Raw genomic sequence first — 24485 nt, 5'->3', positions numbered from 1 at the left:
GGACAGTAGGTGGAGGAGCGGATGCCGTACTACCGCGTCGTGGGAGAGGTGCCTCGCAAGCGCCACGTCCAGTTCAGGCGGCCCGACGGCGGCCTGTACGCCGAGGAGCTGATGGGCGAGGAAGGCTTCTCGTCCGACTCCTCGCTGCTCTACCACCGCCACCTGCCGACCGCCATCCTCAAGGCCGAGGCCGTCACCCCCGAGATCAGCACGCGGCTCGAGCCCAACCTGCCGCTGTCGCCGCGCCACTTCCGCACCCAGCAGCTCACCAGCGCCGGCGACCTCGTGTCCGGGCGCGTCCTGCTGGCGGGCAACGGCGACGTCCGGTTGTCGTACGCCACCACCGACCGGCCCAGCGAGCTCTACCGCAACTCGATGGGCGACGAGTGCGTGTACGTCCAGGCCGGCCGCGCCCGGTTCGAGTCCACGTACGGGGTGATCGAGGCCGGGCCCGGCGACTACGTCGTCATCCCGACCGGCACCATCCACCGCTGGGTGCCCGACGGGCCCGTCAACGCGCTGATCATCGAGGCGTCCGGGCACATCAGGCCGCCCAAGCGCTACCTGTCGCAGCACGGCCAGTTCCTGGAGCACGCCCCCTACTGCGAGCGCGACCTGCGCGCCCCCGCCGAGCCGCTGACCGTCGAGGGCGAGGAGGTGCCGGTGCTCGTCCGCACCCGCGGCGGGCTCACCCGGCTGGTCTACCGCAACCACCCGTTCGACGTGGTCGGCTGGGACGGCTGCCTCTACCCGTACGCGTTCAACATCAACGACTTCGAGCCCGTGGTGAAGAAGACGCACGCGCCGCCGCCGGTCCACCAGACCTTCGAGGGCCCCGGCTTCGTCGTGTGCTCGTTCTGCCCCCGGCCGCTCGACTTCCATCCCGAATCCGTGCCGATCCCTTACAACCACCACAACGTGGACTCCGACGAGTTCATGTTCTACGTGGGCGGCGACTACTCCGCGCGCCAGGGCTCCGGCATCGACGTCGGCTCGATCTCGCTGCACCCGGCCGGATTCACGCACGGGCCGCAGCCCGGCGCGGTCGAGGCGGTCATCGACGCCGTCTCCAAGGGCCTCACGACCACCAACGAGGTGGCGGTGATGGTCGACACCTTCCGCCCGCTCGATCTCGGGCAGGGCGCACTGTCCTGCGAGGACCCCGGATACGCCTGGACCTGGTCACGATGACGCTTTTCACCGCACTCGTCGACGACGCGGGCCTGTTCCCGCCGACGTCGCTGCACATGTCCGAAGCCCTGGCCCGCAACCGGCGCGGCGTCGAGGAGGACGTCGAGGTGCTCACGCACCGCTTCCTGTGCCCGGCCAGCCGGCTCGACCGGCTGCGCGCCGAGGACTGGCAGCCGCGCCGCATCGGGCTGATCAAGGACACGCCCGAGCTGCCGCCCTTCGACGACCTGCCCGTCGACTTCGTCGAGGCCAGGCTGCCCGCCGAGCGCACCGTCGAGGACGTGGCCCGCGAGCTGGACCTGCCCTCGGGGATACGGCTGTTCGTCGAGGTGCCGCCGGGCAAGTTCGTCCCGGACGTGCCCGCCGGGGTGGGGCTGAAGATCCGCTGCGGCGGCGAGGCGGCCGACGCCTTCCCGCCGGTCGAGCAGGTCGCCGCGTTCATCCGGTTCTGCGCCGAGAACGACATCCCGTTCAAGGCGACCGCCGGGCTGCACCACGCCGTACGGCACTTCGACCCGACGCTCGGCGTGGACCGCTACGGCTTCCTCAACCTGGTGCTGGCCGTGTGCGAGGCCGTCGCGGGCCGCGACCCGGCGCCCGTGCTGCGCTCCACCGACGTGGGCCAGCTCGTGCAGCTCGCGCGCAACGTACCGGAGGAGACCGCGAAGCGGGCCAGGCACCTGCTGGTGAGCTACGGCTCGTGCAGCACCGGCACGCCCGTCGACGACCTGCGGGCCCTGGGACTGATCGAGGAGGAAGCGTGAGCTGGGGAGTGGACAACCTGCCCTACGGGGTGTTCTCACGGCACGGTGAGGCGCCGAGGGTGGGGGTGCGATACGGCGACCGGGTGCTCGACCTGGCGGCCGCGCTGCACGACGAGGTGTTCGCGGCGCCCACGCTCAACCCGTTCATGGCCCGCGGGCGCAGCGCCTGGCACGACACCCGCACGCTCATCCGCAACAAGCTCACCGGCGACCTGGCCATCACCGAGCCGCACCTGGTGCCGCTCGACCAGGTGGAGCTGCACCTGCCGTTCGAGGTGGCCGACTACGTCGACTTCTACTGCTCGATGGAGCACGCGGGCAACCTGGGCCGCATCTTCCGGCCCGGCAGCGAGCCGCTGCTGCCCAACTGGCGGCACCTGCCCGTCGGCTACCACGGCCGGGCGGGCACCGTCGTGGTGTCCGGCACCCCGATCAGGCGGCCGCACGGGCAGCTCGGCGCCGGCTCCTACGGGCCGACCGCCAAGCTCGACATCGAGGCCGAGCTGGGGTTCGTGGTCGGCGTGCCGGGGACCGGCGACTTCGAGGACCACGTGTTCGGGGTGACGCTGGTCAACGACTGGACCGCGCGTGACATCCAGGCGTGGGAGTACGTGCCGCTCGGGCCGTTCCTGGGCAAGTCGTTCGCCACGTCGATCTCGCCGTGGGTCACGCCGCTGGAGGCGCTGCCGCGCGTCCCCGGCCGCGAGCAGGACCCGCCGCCGCTCGACTACCTGCGCCGCAAGGGCGACTGGGGGCTCGACCTGACCATGGAGATCCGGCTCAACGGCGAGGTCGTCTCGCGCCCGCCGTACCGGGACATGTACTGGACGCCGGACCAGATGCTCGCGCACCTGACCTCTGGAGGCGCGCCGCTGCGCACCGGCGACCTGTTCGCCAGCGGCACCGTCTCCGGCGGCCAGGTGGACGAGCGCGGCTCGCTCATCGAGATCACCTGGAACGGCACCGACCCGCTCAAGCTCGCCGGCGGCGACACCAGGACGTTCCTCCAGGACGGCGACACGGTGACGATCAGCGCGATGGCCGGCGACATTTCCCTGGGGGAGGTAACCGGAACTGTCGGATAAGTGACTCGGCGTGCTCGATCCATGACTCCCCGCTACCCTTGAGGCTCCCCGGTCCCCGGAAAGCAGGAGTGTCATGCTGCGGCGTGCCGCGACGATCTGCGTGGCCGTGCTGCTCGCGGCAGCCGGCTGCGCCTCGGCCGAGCCCCCGCCCCGCCCGCCCGTCGTCCACGTCTCCCCCGCCTTCGACACCAAGCGCGCCCGCCTCGACCAGGGCCTGGTGGTCAGCGCCAAGGGCGGCACGCTCAGCCAGGTGCTCGCGTACGTGTCGGGCGTGCCCGTGCGCGGCACGCTCGACCCCACCCGCACCACCTGGCGCTCCTCCTGGACGCTGAAGCCCGGCGCCGAATACACCGTCACCGTCAAGGCCGCGGGCGCCGAAGGCCCCTCGACGGTGACGATGGGCCGCTTCCGCACCCGCCAGGCCGCCCGCTCCTTCGGCCTGGCCGTCACCACCCCGCAGCCCGGCGAGACCGTCGGCATCGGCATGCCGGTCATCCTCGACTTCGACACGCCCATCCGCGACAGGGCGGCCGTCGAGCGCGCCCTGGAGGTCCGGGCCGAGCCGCCCGCCGAGGGCGCCTGGCGGTGGATCGACGACACCCGGGCCGTCTACCGGCCCCGGCGGTTCTGGCGGCCCCGCCAGCAGGTCACGGTCACCGCCCACCTGGCCGGCATCCGCCTGGCCCCCGGCGTCTACGGCGTCAGCGACCAGACCTTCGCCTTCACCGTGGGCCGCGCGCAGACCAGCGCCATCGACACCCGCACCCACCAGATGACCGTCCGGCGCGACGGCCGCGTGGTGCAGCGCATGGCCATCAGCGCCGGCATGGCCACCACCCGCGAATACACCACGACCAGCGGCATCCACCTGACGATGGACAAGGGCAACCCGGTCCGCATGATCTCCCCCGGCCGCTCCGAAGGCGACCCTGATTACTACGACGTCATGATCGACCACGCCGTCCGCATCTCCGACAGCGGCGAGTACGTGCACGCCAAGGACAACGTGTGGGCCCAGGGCCGCGCCAACGTCAGCCACGGCTGCGTCAACGCCCGCCCCGACCAGGCCGCCTGGTTCTACGACACCTCGCTGCGCGGCGACCCCGTGACGATCACCGGCACCGACCGCCGGCTCGAATGGGACAACGGATGGGGCTTCTGGCAACTGTCGTGGGAGCAGTGGCTGCGCGGAAGCGCCCTGCGTTCGGCCCCGCCCCTGCCGTAGCGCCGCTTCCGGCATTACGGTGGAACAGGGGGGAACCGGTGCCTGCGCAGGCCCGTTGTCCCTATAGGAGGCCGGAGCATGGATGAATGGATCATCTGGATTATCCTCGCAGTCGTCCTCGGGGTGGCCGAGATCTTCACGCTCACCGCGGCCCTCGGCCTGCTCGGCGTCGCCTCCCTCCTGACCGCGGCGGGCGCCGCGCTCGGCCTGCCCGTCCCGCTCCAACTGCTGCTGTTCGCCCTCTCGTCCGCGGCCGGCCTGGTCGTGATCCGGCCCATCGCCGCACGTCACATCCGCCAGCCGCAACTGCGCCGCTTCGGCGTCGAAGCCCTCGTCGGCAAGCCCGCCTACGTCCTGTCCGAGGTCACCGGGCGAGACGGCCGCATCCGCATCGGCGGCGAGGAATGGTCGGCCCGCGCCTACGACGAGACCCTCGTGATCCCCACCGGCGCCACCGTCGACGTCATCGAGATCGACGGTGCCACCGCCCTCGTATATCCCCGGGAGTGAGCCATGGATCCGCTGTTGCTCGTCGGCATCTTCGTCATACTCTTCGCGGTGTTCACCGTGCTCAAGGCCGTGCGGATCATCCCGCAGGCGCGGGCGCGCAACGTCGAACGCCTCGGCCGCTACCACCGCACGCTCAAGCCCGGGCTCAACTTTGTCATCCCGTACGTGGACCGCGTCTATCCGATGATCGACCTGCGCGAGCAGGTGGTGTCGTTCCGCCCCCAGCCGGTCATCACCGAGGACAACCTGGTCGTCGAGATCGACACCGTCCTCTACTTCCAGGTCACCGACCCGCGCGCCGCCGCGTACGAGATCGCCAACTACATCCAGGCCGTCGAGCAGCTCACGGTCACCACCCTGCGTAACGTCGTCGGCTCCATGGACCTGGAGAAGACGCTGACCTCCCGCGACACCATCAACAGCCAGTTGCGCGGCGTCCTCGACGAGGCCACCGGAAAGTGGGGCATCCGGGTCAACCGGGTCGAGATCAAGGCCATCGACCCGCCCAAGACCATCAAGGACGCGATGGAGAAGCAGATGCGCGCCGAGCGGGACAAGCGCGCCGCCATCCTCAACGCCGAGGGCCAGCGCCAGTCGCAGATCCTCACCGCCGAGGGTGACAAGCAGAGCAGCATCCTGCGCGCCGAGGGCCAGCGCGCCGCCGCGATCCTCGAAGCCGAGGGCCAGTCGCGCGCCATCGACCAGGTCTTCCAGGCCGTCCACCGCAACGACCCCGACCCCAAGCTGCTCGCCTACCAGTATCTGCAGGTGCTGCCGCAGCTCGCGCAGGGCGAGGGCAACACGTTCTGGGTCATCCCCAGCGAGGTCACCTCGGCCCTCCAGGGCGTCTCCAAGGCCTTCACCGAAGCGCTCCCCCGCTCCGCCGCCACGCGCGAGGAGGCGCCGGAGACGTCGGCCATGGACGAGGAGATCGCCAAGGCGTCCGAAGCCGCCGCCGAGGCCGTCGCCGACGCCCAGGACGCCGAGAACCCCAACGGCCCCCGCCAGCTCACCCAGGCCGCCCAGGAGCCGTCGCCCTTCCCGGGCGTCGACCGCGACACCGCCCCCGCCGACCTGGACGAGCGCCACCGCGAATCCGGCCGCTGACCCGCCCGGCCGCGGGGTCCCGTCAGCGCTGGCCGCCGTCGAAGTAGGCGGCCAGCTCCGGGTCCAGGGGCGGCACGTCGTACGGAACGCCGCCGTCGCGCAGGGACAGGGTGGCCATGTAGCCGGCGGCGACGCTCATGCGGGCCGCCACCGGGGAGGTGTCGGTGACGCCGCCCTCGCGCACGAACCGGCGGAACTCCGCGACGATGTCCAGGTCGGCGCCGCCGTGGCTGCCCTGCGCCTGCGGGACCCGGTAGGCGATGTCGCAGTCGTCGCGGTAACCGGTGGGGCCGGTGTTCCACACCTTGACGGTGTCGCCGGGGCCGTCGCCGAAGTTCTCCAGGCGGCCTTCGGTGCCGATGACGGTGTAGTTGCGCCAGTAGTCGGGCGTGAAGTGGCACTGCTGGTAGGCGGCGACGACGCCGTTGTCGAGGCGCATGTTCATGACCGAGACGTCCTCGACGTCGACGACGTGGTGGAGGTCGCGGCGGCTGGTGGGCGGCCAGTCGAACTCGCGCAGCCAGCCCTCGGGGCGCGGCGTGCCGGGGGCGCGGCGCGGCAGGTCGCCGTAGAGGGCGAGGTCGCCGAGGGCGTTGACCCGGGTGGTGTAGCCGCCGGCCAGCCAGTGCAGGACGTCGAGGTCGTGGGCGGCCTTCTGCAGCAGCAGGCCGGTGGTGCGGGACCGGTCGGCGTGCCAGTCCTTGAAGTAGTAGTCGCCGCCGTAGGAGACGAAGTGGCGCACCCAGACGGTCTTCGGCTCGCCGATGTCGCCGCGGGCGATGATGTCGCGCATCAGCCGGACGACGCCCATGTGCCGCATGTTGTGGCCCACGTACAGGCGGGTGCCGGTGTCGCGGGCGGCGCGCAGGACGGCGTCGCAGCCCTCGACGGTGATGGCCAGCGGTTTCTCCAGGTAGACGGCCTTGCCCGCCTCCAGGCAGGCGATCGCGATCTCCTCGTGGGTGTCGTCGGGCGTCATCACGATGATCGCGTCGAGGTCGTCGCGGCGGAGCAGGTCGCGGTGGTCCGTGGTGGTCACCGGGTCGCCGAAGCGGGCGGCCTGCTCCTTGAGCGTCGCCGGGTCGGTGTCGCAGACCGCGGCCACCACCGAGCCCCGGCCGGGCTGGTGGGCGGCCACGGCGAGGCTCACGCGCAGGCCGAGGCCGATGACGCCGAATCGCAGGTCTTCCACGGATGCCCCTCTGGTCTTTTTGTGCCTGTAAGTCGGCATTTTTGCACATTAATGCGCATCAGCGTTGATGATCTCCTGCTCAGACCGCGTACGCCCTTCAGCGTGAAGCAGAGCTTGGGGGGCAGTTAAGAATCCCTCGATGGACACGCGGGAGGGGAAGCGGCACAGTGCGTTAGGTTCGGATCGAGGGGGATGCACGCGATGAAAGCGCTGGTCAAGGAGAGGGCGGAGCCGGGGCTCTGGCTGGTCGACGTCCCGGAGCCCGAGGTGGGGCCGGGCGAGGTGAAGATCAGGGTCCTGCGGACCGGCATATGCGGCACAGACCTGCATATTCGGAAATTTGATGATTGGGCGCGGCAAACGCTGAAGCTTCCGCTCATCGTGGGACATGAGTTCTCCGGGCACGTGGTCGAGGTGGCGCCCGGCGTCGAGGACATCGCGGTCGGAGACCTCGTCAGCGGCGAGGGCCACATCGTCTGCGGCAAGTGCCGCAACTGCATGGCCGGCCGCCGCCACCTGTGCCGCAACACCATCGGCCTCGGCGTCAACCGCGACGGCGCGTTCGCCGAGTACGTGACGCTGCCCGCCACGAACGTGTGGGTGCACCGCACCCCCGTCCACCCCGACGTGGCCGCCATCTTCGACCCGTTCGGCAACGCCGTGCACACCGCGCTCTCCTTCCCCCTCGTCGGCGAGGACGTGCTGATCACCGGGGCCGGCCCGATCGGGCTCATGGCCGCCGCCGTCGCCACCCACGTCGGCGCCCGCCACGTGGCGATCACCGACGTCAGCGACGAGCGGCTCAACCTGGCCGGCAAGCTCGGCGTCAACCTGGCGCTGAACGTCTCCCGCGACACCATCGCCGACGGCATGCGCCGCCTCGACATGCGCGAGGGCTTCGACGTCGGCCTGGAGATGTCCGGCAACCCGGCGGCGATGCGCGACATGATCGCGCACATGACCCACGGCGGCCGGATCGCCATGCTCGGCCTGCCCGCCGAGGAGTTCGCGATCGACTGGGCCACGGTCGTCACCTCGATGCTCACCATCAAGGGCGTCTACGGCCGCGAGATGTTCGAGACCTGGTACAACATGTCGGTCCTGCTGGAGAAGGGGCTCGACCTCACCCCGGTGATCACCGACCGCTTCCCGTACGACGAGTTCGACGCCGCCTTCGACACCGCCGCCAGTGGCCGCACGGGCAAAGTCATCCTGGATTGGAGCGCTTGATGTTCACGAACGTACGCGAGCAGCTGCGTGCGACGCTTGACGAGATCACCGAGGCCGGGCTGCTCAAGCCCGAGCGGGTGATCAGCACCCCGCAGAGCTCGGCGGTGAGCGTGGCCGGCCAGGAGGTGCTCAACTTCTGCGCCAACAACTACCTGGGCCTGGCCGACCACCCCGAGGTCGTCGAGGCCGCCAAGCAGGCGCTGGACCGGTGGGGGTTCGGCATGGCCTCGGTGCGGTTCATCTGCGGCACCCAGGAGGTGCACAAGGAGCTCGAAGCCCGGCTGTCCGACTTCCTCGGCCAGGAGGACACCGTCCTCTACAGCTCGTGCTTCGACGCCAACGGCGGCGTGTTCGAGACGCTGCTCGACGCGCAGGACGCGGTGATCTCCGACGCGCTCAACCACGCCAGCATCATCGACGGCATCCGGCTGTCGAAGGCCCGCCGCTACCGCTACGCCAACCGCGACATGGCCGAGCTGGAGTCCAGGCTGAAGGAGTCGGCCGACGCGCGGCGCAGGCTGATCGTCACCGACGGCGTCTTCTCCATGGACGGCTACCTGGCGCCGCTCGCCGACATCTGCGACCTGGCCGAGCGCTACGACGCCATGGTCATGGTCGACGACTCGCACGCCGTCGGCTTCGTCGGCCCCACCGGGCGCGGCACGCCCGAGCTGCACGGGGTGAGCGACCGGGTCGACATCATCACCGGCACGCTCGGCAAGGCGCTCGGCGGCGCCAGCGGCGGCTACGTCGCCGCCCGGCAGGAGATCTGCGACCTGCTCAGGCAGCGCTCGCGCCCGTACCTGTTCTCCAACTCGCTCGCCCCGGTGATCGCCGCGGCGTCGCTGCGCATCCTGGACCTGCTGGAGACCTCCAGCGACGCCCGCGAGCAACTGCGCGCCAACACCGAGCGGTTCCGCAGCCGGATGGCGGCCGAGGGGTTCGACATCCTGCCGGGCGACCACCCGATCGTCCCCGTGATGATCGGCGACGCCGCCGAGGCCTCCGCCATGGCCGAGCGGCTGCTGGCGCTGGGCGTCTACGTGATCGGCTTCTCCTACCCGGTGGTGCCGCACGGCCAGGCCAGGATCCGCGTCCAGCTCTCGGCCGCCCACTCCGCCGCCGACGTGGACCGGGCGGTGACCGCGTTCGTACGGGCACGCGCCTGACCCGTATCCTCGCAGCGTGATAGACACGCGGCGGCTGCGCACGCTGCGCGCGGTGGCCGACCACGGCACGGTCACCGCCGCGGCGGCCACCCTCCACCTGACGCCGTCGGCCGTCTCCCAGCAGCTCGTCGCCCTGGAGCACGAGGTGGGGCACCGGCTGTTCGTGCGCGACGGGCGCGGCGTCCGGCTCAACGCCGTCGGCAAGATCATGCTGGCCCACGCGAACGACGTGCTGGCCCAGCTCGAACGGGCCGAGGCCGAGGTCGCCGCCTACGCCACGGGCGCGGCGGGCGAGGTCACCGCGGCCTGCTTCGCCACCGCGATCAGCGCCGTGCTCTCCCCCGCGATCGTCGCGCTGCGCGCCGCCGCACCCGGCATCCAGGTGCGGGTACGCGACGCCGAGGGCCACCAGAGCCTGGCGATGCTCCTCGACGGCGAGGCCGACGTGGCGATCGCCGTCGAGTACCGAGGCGGCCCCGACGCGGCCGACCGCCGCCTGTTCCGCGTCCCGCTGTACGCCGAGCCGTTCGACCTGGTGCTGCCGGAGGGCCACCCGCTGTCCGGCTCCCCCGTGGACCTCGCCGCCGCCTCCGGGGAGACGTGGATCGGGCCCTACCCCGGCAACCCCGTGCACGACGTGATCGCGTTCGCCTGCGAGCAGGCGGGCTTCTCGCCCCGGTTCGCGCACTGCTCGGACGACTTCCGCGCCGTGGTGGCGCTGGTCGGGGCCGGGGCGGGCATCGCCCTGGTGCCCCGGCTGGCGCTGCGCGACATGACGCTGCCCGGCGTCACGGTGCACCACACGCCGGGCCCGCTCGCGGCCGGCATGGAGCGCCGCGTGTTCGCCGCCGTCCGGCGCGGGGCCGAGTCGCACCCGCTGCTGCGTCCGCTGCTGGACAGCCTCCGGCAGATCTCCGGCTCTCTCGGGATCGGATGAGACACCGGCAGTCCTGCACGCCGCCCCTACTCGGCGCGAGCCCTCTCCACGGCCTCGGTGAAGCGGGAGTGACGGGCCAGCTCCTCCTCCACCGGCCCCAGCACGTACGCCTGACCCACCTCGCCGATCGCGGCCCGCAACGCCCGCGCGGCCTTACGGGCACGACGGCGACCGCCCAGCCACGCGGCCAGCCTCGACAGCAGCGCCACCAGCACGCCCGCCAGCGCCCCGCCCACCAGCAGCGCCGTCGGCCACGGCACCTCCCACACCGTCGGCATCGGCGGCTCCGGCAACCGCAGGTAGTCCATCCCGAACAGCGCCGCCAGCCAGCCCGCGCCCGCCACCATGCCCGCGAACACCAGCCACTGCAGCACGTTCACCGCCCGCCACCAGCGCGGCCGCCGCGTCACCCCCAGCGAGGTGCGCCCCACCGCCCGGTCCACCGCGTCGGCCAGCTCCGCCGACCGCGACCGGGCCGCCCGCCGCACCGCCGCCGCCCACGCCGCCGGCAGCCCCCGCGCGGCCTGCTCGCCGACGTCCCGGATCGCCGTCTCCACCTGCGCCCGCTGCACCGCCGACGCCGCCGGCACCGACGTGCGGCTCACCGGCTCGACCCCCTGCCCCGTACGGGCCGCCGCGCTGTCCGCACGGTCGCCTCCGCCGCGCCCGGACGGGGCCGCCACCCCGATCCGCAGCCTGCGCAGCGGGTCCGGCCGGAACCTGCGCACCCACCGCGTCACCGGCCACCCGGTCGCCACGACCGCCCGATGCCGGTGCCCCTTCGCCACGGCCGCCACCACCAGCGGCACCCCGGCCGCCTTCGACAACGCCGCCGTCAACGCCCCCGCCAACCCCCCGACGCCCTGCTCCCCGGGCACGGTTGTCTCCCCCTGCTGAGGTCCCCCCTGAGCGAGCGCCGCCCGCCCCAACGCCAGAACCCCCCTCCCCTCCGCACCGGAAGCCGCCCCGTCGGAGGCGGTGGCCCGCCCCTGCGGGGACGCGTCCCCGGAGACGCCAGCGCCCTCCACCCCGGACGCTCTCCCCTCGGAAGCGGCGGTCCGGCCCTGTCGGGAGGGGCCCTCGGCCTCGGAGATGCCGGTGCCCGCGCTGGGAGGCGGTCCCTCGGGGGCGCGCTGGGGGTGGGGTGGGAGGGTGGAGGCGGTGGTGAGGAGGGTGGCGGCGTCGCGGACGTCGGCGGCGAGCCGGTCGGACCAGGCCTTGCGGCGGGCCACCCGGTCGGCCAGCAGCGCGCGGAGGTCGGCGACCCCCGCCCCCGTACGGGCCGAGACGCCGAGGACGGGCACGCCGGTGAGCCCGTCGTCGTCGAGGAGGCGGCGCAGGTCGCGCAGGCACCGCTCGACGGCTTCGGGCGGCAGCCGGTCGATCTGGTTGAGCACGACGACCATGACGTCCCGGTGCCCGGCGAGCGGCCGCAGGTAGCGTTCGTGCACGGCGGCGTCGGCGTACTTCTGCGGGTCGAGCACCCACACGAGCAGGTCGACGAGCTCGACCAGCCGGTCGACCTCCAGCCGGTGGGTGAGCCGGATGGAGTCGTGGTCGGGCAGGTCGAGCAGGACGAGCCCGCCGAGCCCGCCACCGGAGGCGGAGTGCCGGTGCGGCACCTCCAGCCAGTCGAGCAGCGGCCCGGCCCCTTCGCCGTCCCAGAGCGCGGCCTGGGCGGTGGCGGTGGTGGGCCGGGTGACGCCGACGCCGGCGAGTTCGGCCCCGGCCAGCGCGTTGTAGAGGGACGACTTGCCGCTGCCGGTGGCTCCGGCTAGCGCGGCCACGGTGTGGGCGACGGAGAGCCGCCGCCGGGTCCCGGCTCGTTCGGCGACTTCGCGGGCGGCCTGGACGGCGTCGTCGGCCAGCCGTCCTTCGCCGAGCGAGGCGGCTTCGAGCAGGGCGTCGAGCCGGGTTTCCAGGGTGGGCCGGTCCTTGCGGCGCAGCAGTTTCACGCCTGGTCACCGCCCGGCAGTTCGGCCCGGTGGCGGCGGACGGTGGCGGCGGCGTCGCGCAGGGCGGCGGCGGTGCCGGGCGGGGGTTCGACGGTGGCGAGCAGGTCCAGGTAGCGATCGGCTTCGTGGTCGAGCAGTTCGCGGACGCGTTCGCGCAGGTCGTCGCGGGCGCGGGCGGTGAGGGTGCGGACGGCCTGGTCGCCGAAGATCGCTTCGAGGAGTTTCTGGGACAGCACGCTGGTGCCGCCCGCGATGCCGACCTCGATGCCGGTCAGCCCGCCGGTGGAGGCGAACACGGCCAGCATCAGCAGCAGCCCCGCGCCGTTCACCCCGAACGACGCCATCCGTGCTGTGGTGCGCCGTTCGGCGCCTTCCTCCCGTACGAGGTCGAGAACGTACTCCTGCCAGCCGCGCACGGCGGTCTCGGCCTGTTCGCCGAGTGCGGCGGAGGCGCGGCCGAGACGGGCGGACTCGACGGGGCCGGCGCGTTCGAGGAGGCCGGGCCCGCCGGGCGCGGCGGCCCAGCCGTCGAGGGCGCGTTCGGCGGCGCTGTCGGCGACGCCCTTGATCAGGGTCTCGACGCCGCTCTCCAGGGCGTCGCGGAGCTCGACCTCGGGGGCGCGCCCGGTGAAGAAGCCGACGATGCGGTCGCGCAGCCAGCCGACGCGGCTCTCCAGGGAGCGCATCAGGTCGCCGGTGCCGATGAAGTCCTGCCAGCGGGCCAGCACTTCGCCACGCAGCAGCGACCCGTCGCGCATGCCCTCGTCGAAGTCGGCGAGCCCGCCCGCGTAGGCGGCGGTCACGATGGAGCGCAGCGCGTCGAGGCCGGCTTCCTGCCGTTCGACGGCGGTGGCCAGCGACGGCACGCGGGTGGCGAGGCTGTCGAGCGCGCCGGACAGCGTCTGGCGTACGACGCGGGAGCGTTCGGCGGCGTCGGCGGCGAGCCCGGCGAGCCAGCCGGCGATGGGCGCGACGGCGTCGGCGGGCAGCCGGGCCTTCTCGGTGGGCAGCGCGGCCTCGGGCACGGTGAACAGGCGGCTGCCGGCCAGGCCGTTCTCCTCCAGGAGGCGTTCGAGGTCGCGGGCGACGGGCCCGGCGGCCTCGGGCGGCACGCGGTCGAGCACGACGGCGAGGGCGGTGCTGCGTTCGCGGGCGGAGCGCAGGAAGCTCCACGGCACCTCGTCGGCGTAGCGGGCGGCGGTGGTGACGAACAGCCACAGGTCGGCGGCGGCCAGGAGTTGCGCGGCCAGCTCGCGGTTGGCGGTCACGACGGAGTCGATGTCGGGCGCGTCGAGCAGCGCCAGCCCGGCCCCCAGCGCGTCGGCGGTGACCACGCGCAGCGCGCCGGGCCCGACGCCGGTGGCGCGGGACAAGCCGGGCAGCACGTTCTGCGCCATGAACCAGTCGCGGTCGGCCGGGCTCACCACGAGCGTCGGCACGAGCGTGGTGGGCCGCAGCACGCCGGGCTCGGTCACGTCGACGCCGACCAGCGAGTTGACCAGCGTGGACTTGCCCGCGCCGGTGGAGCCGCCGACGACGGCGAGCAGGGGCGCGTCGATCGCCCGCAGCCGGGGCAGCAGGTAGTCGTCGAGCTGCCCGGTCAGCTCGCGCAGCGCGCGCCGATCGGTGGCGGCGTCGCCGATCTCGAGCGGGAACAGCTCCCGGTCGAGCGGCTGCCGCAGCTCCTCCAGCGCGCCGAGCAGGTCCATACGGACCACGCTAGCCCGCGGGTGGCTCTCTCAGCACGTAACCGACGCTGCGCAGCGTGTGAATGAGCCTCGGCTCCACGTCGTCGACCTTGCGCCGCAGGTAGGACACGTACGATTCGACCACGCCGGCGTCGCCGCCGAAGTCGTAGTTCCACACGTGGTCGAGGATCTGCGCCTTGGACAGCACCCGCCCGGCGTTGGCCATGAAGTAGTGCAGCAGCTTGAACTCCGTCGGCGACAGCCGCACCTGACGGCCGCCGCGCCACACCTCGCGCGCGTCCTCGTCCAGCTCCAGGTCGGCCACCTTCAGGCGGGTGGCGGGCGCGCCCTCGCCCCGGGTGCGGCGCAGCACGGCGCGGATGCGGGCCTGGACCTCCTCCAGGCTGAACGGCTTGGTGACGTAGTCGTCGCCGACGCGCAGCCCGGCGATCTTGTCCTCGGTGGCGTCGCGGGCGGTGAGGAAGAGCACGGGCGCGTCGATCCGCCTGGCCACCTCGAACCCGTCCAGGTCGGGCAGCATGACGTCGAGCACCACCAGGTCGGGCGCGGCCCGCTGGGCCACCTCGACGGCCTCGTTGCCGTCGGCGGCGGTGAGCACCTCGAACCCGGAGAAACGCAGGCTGGCCGAGAGCAGGTCCCTGATGCTGGGCTCGTCGTCCACCACCATGATCAGCGCTTCGCTCTTGCTCACCCTTCCAGGGTGACCCAGCGACCTGAGGGAATGCTGAATGCTCACTCCAAGGCGAGTGGGAGTTCGACGCGGAAGGTCGATCCCTCGCCCGGCGTGCTGCGGACGACGACGGTGCCGCCGTGGGCGTGCGCCAGCGCCTGGACGATGGCCAGGCCGAGGCCGCTGCCCCGGTCCTCGCCGGACCGGCGTCTGGACCTGGCCGAGTCGGCCCGGTAGAAGCGTTCGAAGACCCGCTCGACCTGTTCGGGGGTGAGGCCGGGGCCCTGGTCGGCCACCTCCAGGAAGACCGTGCCGTCGCCCGCCCCGACCCGGATGGTGATAGGCGTGCCCGGGTCGGTGTGGATGAGCGCGTTGGACATCAGGTTGCCGACGACCTGGCGCAGCCGTACCTCGTCACCGGAGACGATGAGCGCGGCGCCGCCCACGACGTCCAGCCCGATCTCGCGGTCGGGGGCCAGGATGCGGGCGTCCTGGACGGCGTCGGCGGCCAGCGCCAGCATGTCGACGGGCCGCATCTTCAGCGGTCTCGACTGGTCCACCTGGGCGAGCAGCAGCAGGTCGTCCACGAGCAGGCTCATGCGCCCGGCCGCGTGCTCGACCCGCTTCATCAGCTCGGCGGGGTCGGCGCCGGGGTTCTGGCGGGCGTACTCGGCGAAGCCCCGGATGGAGGTCAGCGGGGTGCGCAGCTCGTGGGAGGCGTCGGCGACGAACTGGCGCATCCGGTCCTCCGACCGGCGCGCCGCCGCCTCGCCCTCCGACCGCGCGGTGAACGCGCTTTCGAGCTGCGCCAGCATCCCGTTGAGCGCGGCGGCCAGGCGGCCCACCTCGGTACGGGGGTCGCCGTCGGGCACCCGGCGGCCGAGCTCCCCGGCGGCGATGGTGCCCGCGGTGCGCTCGATCTCGGCCAGGGGCCGCATGCTGCGCCGCACGGTCGCCACGCCGACGATCGCGAGCAGGATGACGATGCCGCCGCCGCCCAGCAGCTCGATGAGGACGAGCCGCCGGGTGATCTCGTTGACCTCGCCCAGGTCGGTGGCGACGACGAACGTGCCCTGCGGCGTCGTGCTCTGCCGCACCCGCCACTCGCCGTCGCCGCCGGCGGCCGGGGCGGTGTAGATGTCGCGTCCGCGTGACGGGTCGAGCACCGGCTTGGGCTTGACGTCGACGTCGCGCTCGCTCTGCGTGGGCGTGAGCACCCCGGCGGCGTCCTTGACCAGGACGATCGTGTCGGACTCGATGAGCAGCGGCTTCTCGGTGTTCTGCTTGCCCGCCGCGCGCCGCTGCGCGTCGTTGACCAGCCGCTTGTGGACCCGTACGGAGACGAGGTTGACCTGGCTGTCGACCCGGTCGAGCAGGTAGCCGTGCAGGACCGACACGCTGACCACTCCGATGAACGTCATGCCGAGCCCCAGCAGGGCCAGCATGACGGCCATCAGCTTGATCCTGAGCGGCATCTACGGGCCCGAGGGCAGGCGCAGGACGTAACCGACGCCGCGCAGGGTGTGGATCAGCCGGGGACTGCGGTTGTCGATCTTGCGGCGCAGCACCGACACGTACGACTCGACGATGCCGACCTCGCCGCGGAAGTCGTAGTCCCACACGTGGTCGAGGATCTGCGGCTTGGACAGCACCCGCCCGGCGTTCGTCATGAAGTAGCGCAGCAGCTTGAACTCGGTGGGCGACAGCGCGACCGCGTGGCCGCCGCGCCACACCTCGTGGCTCTCCTCGTCCAGCTCGATGTCGGCGAACGTCAGCCGGGGCGGCGGCGGCTGCGCCTCGCCGCTGGTGCGGCGGAGCACCGCGTGGATGCGGGCGACGACCTCCTCCAGGCTGAACGGCTTGGTCACGTAGTCGTCGCCGCCGATGGTCAGGCCCCGGATCTTGTCCTCGGTCTCGTCCCTGGCCGTGAGGAACACCACGGGCGTGTGGACGCCGCCGCCGCGCATCCGCCGGACGATCTCGAAGCCGTCCAGGTCGGGCAGCATGACGTCGAGCACGACCAGGTCGGGCCGCTGCCGCTGCACCGCCGCGACCGCGTCGTGGCCGCTCTTGGCGGTGCACACGTCGAATCCGGCGAACCGCAGGCTGGCGGCGAGGAGTTCGAGGATGTTCGGGTCGTCCTCGACGATCAGCAGGCGCGCTTCCATCATCGGCCGCCCGCCGGGTGCCGGCCCACCGGGCCTGACGTGCGGGAGCCGCGCGGGGACGCTCCGGATTGCCGGGGCGGACGAGCCGCGAACCTCAACCTGTCCTCCTGTCTGCACCTGTCGGCCTGGAAGGGGCCGGTGTCCTCTTCGTCCTCGAAGGGGATGATGTCCCCCTCAAGGATGCCCTCATCGGACAGGTGCTGGGACAATTCCGGCGATGTGCCGGGCGACGGCCAGGCTCGACGTGGCCGCGGGCGACGGGGCGTTGCGCACGAGCACCACGTCGCCGTGCACGTCCACGGCGAAGTCGTCGACCAGGCTGCCGTCGCGGGCGACGGCCTGCGCGCGCACACCGCCCTCGGTCCGGTGCAGGTCGGCGGAGGTGAGCTCGGGCACGTAGCGGCGGGCGGCGCGGACGAAGGCAGCCTTGGCGAGCGAGCCGTAGACCTCCTTGACGCCGGTGCGCCAGTGGTGGCGGGCCATGCGGAGGGTGCCGGGCCAGCGCAGAATTTGCCCGACATTACGGAAATTTCGCCACCTGTAGCCCTCGTACGCCCCGGCCAGCACCGCGTTCGGCCCCACCAGCACCTCCCCGTCGATGTGCCGGGTCAGATGCACCCCCAGGAACGGATACCGCGGGTCGGGCACCGGATAGATCAGCCCCCGCACCAGCTCCCTGGCCGACTCCCCGAGCGCGTAGTACTCGCCCCGGAACGGCACGATCCGCACGTCACCCGGCTGCCCCGCCATCCGCGCCACCGCGTCGGTGCCCAGCCCCGCGCACACCACCAGCCGGTCGAAGACGAACCTGCGCCTCCCGGCCAGCACCTCCACACCCGAGGCGCCCTGCCTGATCCCCCTGACCGGATGCCCGAGCCGTACCGAACCGCCCAGCTCGGCCACGTCCAGCGCGAGCCGGCGCGCCACGGCCGGGAAGTCGGCGATCGCCGTGTGCGGCGAGTGCACCGCGCCCACGCCCACCGCGTGCGGCTCGACCTCGCGCAGCGCCAGCGCGTCGAGCTCGGCGATCCCCGGCACGCCGTTGGCCCTGGCCCGCTCGGCCAGCACCGCCAGCCTCGGCCGCTCCGCCCGGGTGCTCGCCACGACGAGCTTGCCCACCTCCCGGTAGGGCAGCGCGTGCTCGGCGCAGTAGTCCTTGAGCATGGCCACGCCCTCGCGGCACAGCCTGGCCTTGAGCGAGCCCGGCGGGTAGTAGAGGCCGGCGTGCACGACGCCGCTGTTGTGGCCGGTCTGGTGGGCGCCGACGCGGCTCTCCTTCTCCAGCACGGTCACCTCGGCGCCCCGCGCGCCCGCGAGCTCGCGGGCCACCGCCAGGCCGACGATCCCGGCCCCCACGACTCCGATCTTCTCCGTCACGAGGCCAGTGTGCCTGCGTGGCAGCCGTTCGTCCGCTCTCGGGGGCAATGTATCCGAAACGGTAGGTGCTACTCGGCTCGACAATCGAACACGAGTACGATGGCGGCATGTACGTCCCGCCCGACTGGCCCGCGGAGGTCCGGCCGCCCAGCGTCCCCGACTGGGAGACCTCGGCCGTGGCGTGGCTGCTCGACGCCGTCCCGCCCGACTACCGCGCCTACGAGGTGCTCCGGCGCCACCCGGTCGCGCTGGCCCGCATGGCCGTCCACCACGTCCGCTCGGCCATCGAGGCGGCCCGCGCCGGCTATCGGGGCGCCGCCGTCGACCTCAAGGGCCACCTGCCGCCCCACGCCATCGAGGCCGTGCTCGACGCCTACCGCGAGGAGGGGCCCCGGCTGGTCCGCCTGTCGCGTTCGGTCGAGGCCGTCGAGCGCGCGCTGCGGGGCGACATGTTCACCGCCACCATGCGCGACACCTCGCGCTGAGCGGCGGCGTCAGCGGGTGCGGCGGGCCAGGAAGGTGATGAAGCCGATCGCGACCGCCGCCGCCGCGAGCCAGATGAGCACGTCGCGCACGGTCAGCCCCGGAGAGGCCGCCGGGGCGTCGGCCGCGGCCCTGGTGCCCTCGGCCTCCGGCCGCCCGGCGGAGGGCGACGGCGGTTCGGCGGTGGGCGAGGGCGCGCCGGCCGCCGGGATCGGCACCTTGTAGACGGGGCTGTTCTCGCCCTCCGACCCGGTCAGCAGCGCCTTGCCGTCGCGCGTGTAGGCGATGGACTCGGCCTGCTCCAGGTCGGGCATCGACACCCGGGTCAGCACCTCGCCCGAGGGCTTGTAGACGGTCGCCGAGAAGTAGGTGCGGATCACGTACGAGGAGCCGTCGGGGGCGTAGGCGGCGTCGGTGGCCATGATGGGCGCGGCGGCGACCTTGCGCAGGACGTTGACCCGCCCGGTGCGCAGCTTCTTCGGCGCCTCGTAGACGGACCCGCTGAACTCCTTGGAGACGACGTAGAGCCGCCCGGTCACCGGGTTGACCATGATGCCCTCGGCGTTGCGCCCGCCGCCCTCGTAGCGGAACCGGTAGCGGGTGGCGGGCAGGGTGGCGTCGGTCAGCGTGGCCGGCTCGGCGACCTTGTAGATCGAGACGTCGGGCCAGGCGCCGTCGAGGTTGTCGCCGATGTCGGCGAACCAGAGCACGCCGCGCCCGGTCCGGGGGTCGCGGGTGGCCGCCATGGCCTCCCAGTCGCGGGCCTCGGCGCCGCGCAGGCGGAAGGTGGCCCGGGTGCGGCCGTCGGGGCCGACGGCGTAGAACTCGGGCTGGGCGGCGCTGTCGTTGTGCGTGTAGTAGACGTCGTCGCGGGTGGGCGACAGGGCCAGCCCGCTGGACTCGGTGATCCGCGGGTCCTTGAACGTGAACAGCTTCTCCCCGTCGCGCGGCACGGGAGAGACGGCGGACACGTCGGACGCGGCGGCGGGGGCCGCGCAGGCGGCGAGCGCCGTCACCGCCACGGCGCAGGCTCGGATCAGGACCACGTCGCCATCATGCCGCAGCCCGGGCGGTGCCGACGCGAGCGCTGTGCCGGTGGAACCCCGCGCCCTGCAACGCCAGGAGCAGCGCGTTCCCGACGGCCATCGCGACCCACAGCCCGGTGACGCCCCAGGTGGCGGCCACCGGCACCGCCGCCAGCGCGAGCAGCCCGTAGCCGGCGGCGAAGTAGATCAGGCTGGCCCCGGACCGCTTGAGCGCGGTCAGCCCGAAGCCCTGCACGGCCTGGGCGGCGTCGGCCATCGAGGAGACGAGCATCAGCGGCATCAGCCCGAGCACCCGCGCCCGTACGCCGGGGTCGTCGCTGAACAGGCCGAGCAGCGGATCGCCGAGCGCCAGCAGCGCGAGCGCGGCCAGGGTGGTGCCGGCGACGGCGAGCAGCGCGGCGGTGCGGTTGGCGCGGCGCGCGGCGGCGGGCGTGGCGGCGCGGGCCACGTCCGGCACCGACGCCTGCGCCACGGCCAGCGAGGCCAGCATGGTGAAGCCGGTGAGCGTCGTCAGCACGGCGTGCGCGGCGGTGTCGCGGGTGCTGGTGGTGCTCGCGGCGAACGTGACGACGCCGAGCGCGCCGAACTTGATCAGCACCGTGGCCGCCAGCGGGACGCTCACCCGGGCCAGCCTGGCGATCTCGCGCGGGCGCGGCCGGCCCCTGCCGATGCGGCGGCCGAGCGCGCGGCGCAGGCAGAGGTCGGCGACGGTGACGGAGGCGACGCCCGACAGCAGCCAGGCGACGCCGACGCCGGTGAGCCCGAGCCGGGGCACCAGCGTGAGGGCGAGGACGACCATCACCGACGTGCCCGCGAGGCCCGCCCAGAGCACCGGCCGGCTGCGCCCGATGGCGACGAGCACCGACGTGGCGCCGCCCCCGGCCGCGAACACCAGCAGGTAGAGGGCCAGCAGCCAGGGCAGCGCGCCGAGCTCGGCCACCACCTCGCCGGGCACCCCGCTCACGCCCGCCAGCGCCGGGACGCCGAGCACGGCCAGCGCCCCGGCCGCCCCGACGAGCAGGCTGAGCCAGCGGGCGTCACGCAGGATCGGCAGCACGGTGTCGGGGTCGTCGCGGTGCGGCGCGACGAACGGCGCCAGCCCGCGCAGCGCCCCCGCGACGGCGGTGGAGGCCGGGGTGAGCACGGCGGTCATGACGGCGAAGGCGGCCAGCGTGACGGTCGCGTGGCGGCCGAGCACGGCGGTGACCACGAGCGTCCCCGCCAGCCCGGTCACCATGGACAGGAACAGCGGCGCGGCGGCCTTGAACAGGCCGGTCACCGAACTCACGCGATCACCCTATGGCCTGGAGTCCACTCCAGGTATTTAGGGTTGAATCCATGGACTACGTGAACCTCGGTCGCAGTGGCCTCAAGGTCAGCCCGCTCTGCCTCGGCACGATGAACTTCGGGCCCGAGACCTCGGAGGACGACTCCTTCGCGATCATGGACAAGGCGCACGAACTGGGCATCAACTTCTTCGACACGGCCAACGTCTACGGCTGGGTCAAGGGCGAGGGCATCACCGAGCAGATCGTCGGCCGGTGGTTCGCGCAGGGCGGCGGACGCCGGGAGAAGACGGTCATCGCGACCAAGCTCTACGGCGACATGGGCGACTGGCCCAACGAGCGGGGGCTGTCGGCGCTGAACATCCGCCGGGCCTGCGACGCCTCGCTGCGGCGCATGCAGACCGACTACATCGACGTCTACCAGGCCCACCACATCGACCGGAACACCCCGTTCGAGGAGTTCTGGGAGGCCATGGAGATCCTGCGCCAGCAGGGCAAGATCCTGTACGTGGGCTCGTCCAACTTCGCCGGCTGGCACATCGCCAAGGCGCAGGAGACGGCGGCGCGGCGCGGCTCGTTCGGCCTGACCAGCGAGCAGAGCCACTACAACCTGCTGACCAGGGCGGTCGAGCTGGAGGTGCTGCCCGCCTGCCTCGACTACGGGATCGGCGTGATCCCGTGGAGCCCGCTGGGCGGCGGCCTGCTCGGCGGCGTGCTGCGCAAGCTGGACAAGGGCCGCTCGGCGAGCGAGCACATGACCAGGGAGCTCGACAAGCACCGCGACAAGATCGTGGCGTACGAGAAGCTCTGTGACGAGCTCGGCGAGGACCCGGCGTACGTGGCGCTGGCCTGGCTGCTCGCGCAGCCCGCGGTCACCGCGCCGATCATCGGCCCGCGCACGCTGGCGCAGCTCGAAGGCACCATGCGCACGCTGGAGATCACGCTGGACGAGCAGACGCTGGCCCGCCTGGACGAGATCTTCCCCGGTCACCGCACGGCTCCCGAGGACTACGCCTGGTAGGTCAGGTCACCAGGGCGCCGACGATCACGATCAGCATCAGAAGGCCCAGCACGACGGGCAGCAGCCAGGAACGGGGACGGTCCACGCCCTGGAGCCTAGCCGCGCGGCGCGGGTGCCAGGTCCCATTCGTCGAGTGACTCGTACCTCACCTGCGCGCCGAGCTCGCTCTTGACGAGCCGTACGGTCTCCGCCCGCCAGGGCGAGCCGCTGAACCCGGACAGCGACTCGGCCAGCGGGCGGAGGTCCGTCTCGGCCTTGGCGCGGGCGAGCGTGAGATGCGGGTGGAACCGCTTCTCGTCGGTCTGCGAGGCGCCGGCCCGGCGGGCGCCCGCCTTGACCGAGTCGGCCAGCCGGTTCATCGGGTCGCCGGACAGGCCGGCCCAGAACACCCGGGCCCGGCGCAGCGACGAGAACGCCCCGAAGCCGGTGAAGGCCAGGCGGGCGGCGGGGTGGCGGGCGACGGCGCGGGCCAGCCTGGTGCGCAGGTCGGGCAGCGCCCGCTCGGGCACGTCACCGAAGAACGCCAGCGTGACGTGCCACGTGGCCCGGTCGGGCCAGCGCAGCTCCGGCACCTGCCCGACGTGCGGCGCGATCGCCCGCTCCAGCTCGTCGAGCACCTCGGCGGGCGGCACCACGGCCGCGAACAGTCTCATGCCCTCCGATTGTGCCCCCGCCGCCCGTTCCGCGCGGTCAGGCGGTGACCGTCGCGCGGCGGGCCAGCCGGTTGCGGATCAGGCGCGTCGCCAGCACCGCCAGCCCGGTGCCGACCAGCACGAGCGCGCCGGACAGCATGACGCCAGCCCGCGGCCCGGCCAGGTCCGACAGCCACCCGACCAGCGGCGCCCCCAGCGGCGCGCCTCCGGTGAACACCAGCATGTAGATGCCCATCACCCGGCCCCGCATCTCGGGCGAGGTGGCGAGCTGGACGCTGGCGTTGGCCGCCGTGTTGATGGTGATCAGCGCGATACCGGTGGGCACCAGCAGCGCCAGGTAGGCCGGGTAGACCGGGGCCAGCCCGGTCGCGATCTGGAACAGCCCGAACCCGATCGCCCCGGCGAACAGCACCTTGCGGGACAGCCTGACCCTGCGCGCGGCCAGCAGCGCGCCGCCGAGCGCCCCGACGGCGAACATGCTGGACGCCAGCCCGAACGAGGACGCCCCCGCGTCGAACACCTCGCGCGCCATGAGCGCTATCGACATGGAGAACGACTGCGAGAACATCGACACGAACGCGATCAGGAGGATCGGCATGAGCAGTTCCTCGCGCCGGATCACGTACTTCAGCCCCTCGCGGAGCTGCCCCTTGGCCCGGGGCACCGGGTCGGCCAGGTTCAGCTCCGACTTGCGCATGAAGGCCAGGCTGGAGATGACCGCGGCGAACGTGAGCGCGTTGATCAGGAAGATCGGGCCGGTCCCGCCGAGCAGGTAGATGAGTACGCCGGCCAGCGCCGGGCCGAGCACGCGGGCCAGGTTGAAGCTGGAGCTGTTGAGCGCGATCGCGTTGGGCAGGTCGCGCCTGCCGACCATCTCGACGACGAACGCCTGCCGCGCCGGCACCTCGACACAGGCGATGAGGCCGAGCGCGAACGCCATCACGTACACGTGCCACACCTGCGCGGTGCCCGTCATCGTGAGCACACCGAGCACGAGGGCGAGCACGGCCATCATGGACTGGGCGGTGATGAGGATGGGCCGCTTGGGGTAGCGGTCGGCGAGCACGCCGCCGAACATCCCGAACAGCAGCATCGGCAGGAACTGCAGGGCGGTGGCGGTGCCGAGCGCGGACGCGCTGCCCCCGGTCAGTTCGAGGATCAGCCAGTCCTGGGCGGTGCGCTGCAGCCAGCCGCCCACGTTGGACACAGCGCCGCCGACCGCGAACATGCGGTAATTGCGAATCTTGAGCGACCGGAACATCCCGGTCTTGGGTTGTTCAGGCTCTATATCCTGCTGAGCTTCTCCAGGATCGGCGCCGCCTGCCTGAGGATCGACCGCTCCTCGGGCGTGAGCTCCTTCAACTGCCTGGTCAGCCACGCCTCCTTGCGGCGGCGTTCCTCCTTCAGCAGCGTCTGGCCGGCCTCGGTCACGGTCACGGTCACCTGGCGCCGGTCGGTCGGATGCGGGGTGCGGTGCAGCAGGCCGCGTTCCTCGAGCGCGGCGATCACGCGCGTCATCGAGGGCGGTTGCACCTTCTCGAGCTCGGCCAATTCGCCGGGGGTTATCGCGGAATGCCGTTCCACGGCGGCGAGGGTCGCGAACTGCGTGGGCGTCAGCGGGTGCGCCGCTCCCTGTCGTCGGAGTCGCCTGTTCAGCCTTGCGAGGGAGACGCGCAAAGCCGTAGCCAGTCCTGCGTCGCTGCGCAG

At 72.7% G+C, this 24485-nt stretch carries 23 protein-coding genes; 11 read left to right on the top strand and 12 right to left on the bottom strand.

Annotated features, from left to right (window positions below; all coding sequences use genetic code 11):
* The first annotated feature begins 21 nt into the window (after positions 1-21).
* The 6 genes from AB0J53_RS36185 to AB0J53_RS36160 all read left to right on the top strand — a co-directional run bounded on the left by AB0J53_RS36185 (position 22) and on the right by AB0J53_RS36160 (position 5882).
* Positions 22-1191, top strand: a complete 1170-nt coding sequence (locus AB0J53_RS36185) for a homogentisate 1,2-dioxygenase (RefSeq protein ID WP_364180618.1) — start codon at positions 22-24, stop codon at positions 1189-1191.
* Positions 1188-1955 (top strand): hypothetical protein, encoded by a 768-nt coding sequence (locus AB0J53_RS36180; RefSeq protein ID WP_364180616.1) that lies wholly within the window; start codon positions 1188-1190, stop codon positions 1953-1955. Before AB0J53_RS36185 ends, AB0J53_RS36180 begins: the two co-directional genes overlap by 4 nt.
* Complete coding sequence (locus AB0J53_RS36175; protein ID WP_364180614.1) at positions 1952-3040, top strand: fumarylacetoacetate hydrolase family protein; 1089 nt, start codon at positions 1952-1954, stop codon at positions 3038-3040. Before AB0J53_RS36180 ends, AB0J53_RS36175 begins: the two co-directional genes overlap by 4 nt.
* A 73-nt stretch (positions 3041-3113) precedes the next feature.
* On the top strand, positions 3114-4265 hold the full coding sequence (locus AB0J53_RS36170) for an Ig-like domain-containing protein (RefSeq protein ID WP_364180612.1): 1152 nt from the start codon (positions 3114-3116) through the stop codon (positions 4263-4265).
* Positions 4266-4343: 78 nt separating this feature from the next.
* The gene (locus AB0J53_RS36165; protein WP_219506337.1) at positions 4344-4775 is read left to right on the top strand and encodes an NfeD family protein; all 432 of its coding nucleotides are present in this window, start codon (positions 4344-4346) and stop codon (positions 4773-4775) included.
* 3 nt (positions 4776-4778) lie between these two features.
* The gene (locus AB0J53_RS36160) at positions 4779-5882 is read left to right on the top strand and encodes an SPFH domain-containing protein (protein ID WP_364180609.1); all 1104 of its coding nucleotides are present in this window, start codon (positions 4779-4781) and stop codon (positions 5880-5882) included.
* A 22-nt stretch (positions 5883-5904) separates the two neighbouring features.
* Here AB0J53_RS36160 and AB0J53_RS36155 read toward each other — a convergent pair whose 3' ends face one another.
* Complete coding sequence (locus AB0J53_RS36155; protein ID WP_364180607.1) at positions 5905-7074, bottom strand: Gfo/Idh/MocA family oxidoreductase; 1170 nt, start codon at positions 7072-7074, stop codon at positions 5905-5907.
* Between the two features lie 201 nt (positions 7075-7275).
* Between AB0J53_RS36155 and tdh the strand changes: the two genes are divergently transcribed.
* The 3 genes from tdh to AB0J53_RS36140 are packed head-to-tail and all read left to right on the top strand — an operon-like array spanning position 7276 to position 10410.
* Positions 7276-8304 carry an L-threonine 3-dehydrogenase gene (tdh, locus tag AB0J53_RS36150; protein ID WP_364180605.1) on the top strand — a complete coding sequence of 343 codons (1029 nt, stop codon included), beginning with the start codon at positions 7276-7278 and terminating at the stop codon, positions 8302-8304.
* The gene (locus AB0J53_RS36145) at positions 8304-9473 is read left to right on the top strand and encodes a glycine C-acetyltransferase (protein WP_364180603.1); all 1170 of its coding nucleotides are present in this window, start codon (positions 8304-8306) and stop codon (positions 9471-9473) included. The genes tdh and AB0J53_RS36145 overlap by 1 nt, the downstream gene beginning before the upstream one ends.
* 16 nt (positions 9474-9489) lie before the next feature.
* Positions 9490-10410, top strand: coding sequence for a LysR family transcriptional regulator (locus AB0J53_RS36140; RefSeq protein ID WP_364180601.1), 921 nt, complete (start codon positions 9490-9492; stop codon positions 10408-10410).
* Positions 10411-10436: 26 nt separating this feature from the next.
* On the opposite strand, the gene AB0J53_RS36135 is transcribed toward AB0J53_RS36140, so the two are convergent.
* The 6 genes from AB0J53_RS36135 to lhgO form a co-directional block, all read right to left on the bottom strand.
* Positions 10437-12365: a GTPase gene (locus tag AB0J53_RS36135; protein WP_364180599.1), complete on the bottom strand. Its 1929-nt coding sequence runs from the start codon at positions 12363-12365 to the stop codon at positions 10437-10439.
* Positions 12362-14074, bottom strand: coding sequence for an ABC transporter (locus AB0J53_RS36130; protein WP_364180597.1), 1713 nt, complete (start codon positions 14072-14074; stop codon positions 12362-12364). The genes AB0J53_RS36135 and AB0J53_RS36130 overlap by 4 nt, the downstream gene beginning before the upstream one ends.
* 10 nt (positions 14075-14084) lie before the next feature.
* Positions 14085-14741, bottom strand: coding sequence for a response regulator transcription factor (locus AB0J53_RS36125; RefSeq protein WP_246645101.1), 657 nt, complete (start codon positions 14739-14741; stop codon positions 14085-14087).
* 65 nt (positions 14742-14806) lie between these two features.
* Entirely contained in the window at positions 14807-16198 is a 1392-nt protein-coding gene (locus AB0J53_RS36120; protein WP_246645088.1) for a HAMP domain-containing sensor histidine kinase, read from the bottom strand.
* A gap of 21 nt (positions 16199-16219) precedes the next feature.
* Positions 16220-16915 carry a response regulator transcription factor gene (locus tag AB0J53_RS36115; RefSeq protein ID WP_357591452.1) on the bottom strand — a complete coding sequence of 232 codons (696 nt, stop codon included), beginning with the start codon at positions 16913-16915 and terminating at the stop codon, positions 16220-16222.
* A 183-nt stretch (positions 16916-17098) separates the two neighbouring features.
* On the bottom strand, positions 17099-18289 hold the full coding sequence (gene lhgO / locus AB0J53_RS36110; protein WP_364180594.1) for an L-2-hydroxyglutarate oxidase: 1191 nt from the start codon (positions 18287-18289) through the stop codon (positions 17099-17101).
* A 107-nt stretch (positions 18290-18396) separates the two neighbouring features.
* Here lhgO and AB0J53_RS36105 point away from each other — a divergent pair, with 107 nt between their 5' ends.
* Positions 18397-18774 carry a hypothetical protein gene (locus tag AB0J53_RS36105; RefSeq protein WP_219506305.1) on the top strand — a complete coding sequence of 126 codons (378 nt, stop codon included), beginning with the start codon at positions 18397-18399 and terminating at the stop codon, positions 18772-18774.
* A gap of 9 nt (positions 18775-18783) precedes the next feature.
* Here the strand turns inward: AB0J53_RS36105 and AB0J53_RS36100 are convergent, their stop codons facing one another.
* Entirely contained in the window at positions 18784-19818 is a 1035-nt protein-coding gene (locus AB0J53_RS36100) for a hypothetical protein (RefSeq protein ID WP_364180591.1), read from the bottom strand.
* A gap of 7 nt (positions 19819-19825) precedes the next feature.
* Entirely contained in the window at positions 19826-21106 is a 1281-nt protein-coding gene (locus AB0J53_RS36095; protein WP_364180589.1) for a polysaccharide biosynthesis C-terminal domain-containing protein, read from the bottom strand.
* Between the two features lie 50 nt (positions 21107-21156).
* On the opposite strand from AB0J53_RS36095, the gene AB0J53_RS36090 reads away from it, so the two are divergent.
* Positions 21157-22125 carry an aldo/keto reductase gene (locus tag AB0J53_RS36090; protein WP_364180587.1) on the top strand — a complete coding sequence of 323 codons (969 nt, stop codon included), beginning with the start codon at positions 21157-21159 and terminating at the stop codon, positions 22123-22125.
* 95 nt (positions 22126-22220) lie between these two features.
* Here AB0J53_RS36090 and thpR read toward each other — a convergent pair whose 3' ends face one another.
* Genes thpR through AB0J53_RS36075 form a run of 3 tightly spaced genes read right to left on the bottom strand, consistent with a single transcriptional unit; the run spans position 22221 to position 24455 of the window.
* Positions 22221-22778, bottom strand: coding sequence for an RNA 2',3'-cyclic phosphodiesterase (gene thpR / locus AB0J53_RS36085; protein ID WP_219506300.1), 558 nt, complete (start codon positions 22776-22778; stop codon positions 22221-22223).
* A gap of 37 nt (positions 22779-22815) precedes the next feature.
* The gene (locus tag AB0J53_RS36080) at positions 22816-24039 is read right to left on the bottom strand and encodes an MFS transporter (RefSeq protein WP_364180585.1); all 1224 of its coding nucleotides are present in this window, start codon (positions 24037-24039) and stop codon (positions 22816-22818) included.
* 23 nt (positions 24040-24062) lie between these two features.
* Positions 24063-24455, bottom strand: coding sequence for a MarR family transcriptional regulator (locus AB0J53_RS36075; protein WP_357591515.1), 393 nt, complete (start codon positions 24453-24455; stop codon positions 24063-24065).
* Between the last annotated feature and the right edge of the window lie 30 nt (positions 24456-24485).

It is taken from the genome of Nonomuraea sp. NPDC049725, assembly GCF_040674795.1.
GTDB lineage: Bacteria > Actinomycetota > Actinomycetes > Streptosporangiales > Streptosporangiaceae > Nonomuraea > Nonomuraea ceibae.
This window is presented reverse-complemented; position numbering and strand designations above follow the sequence as displayed.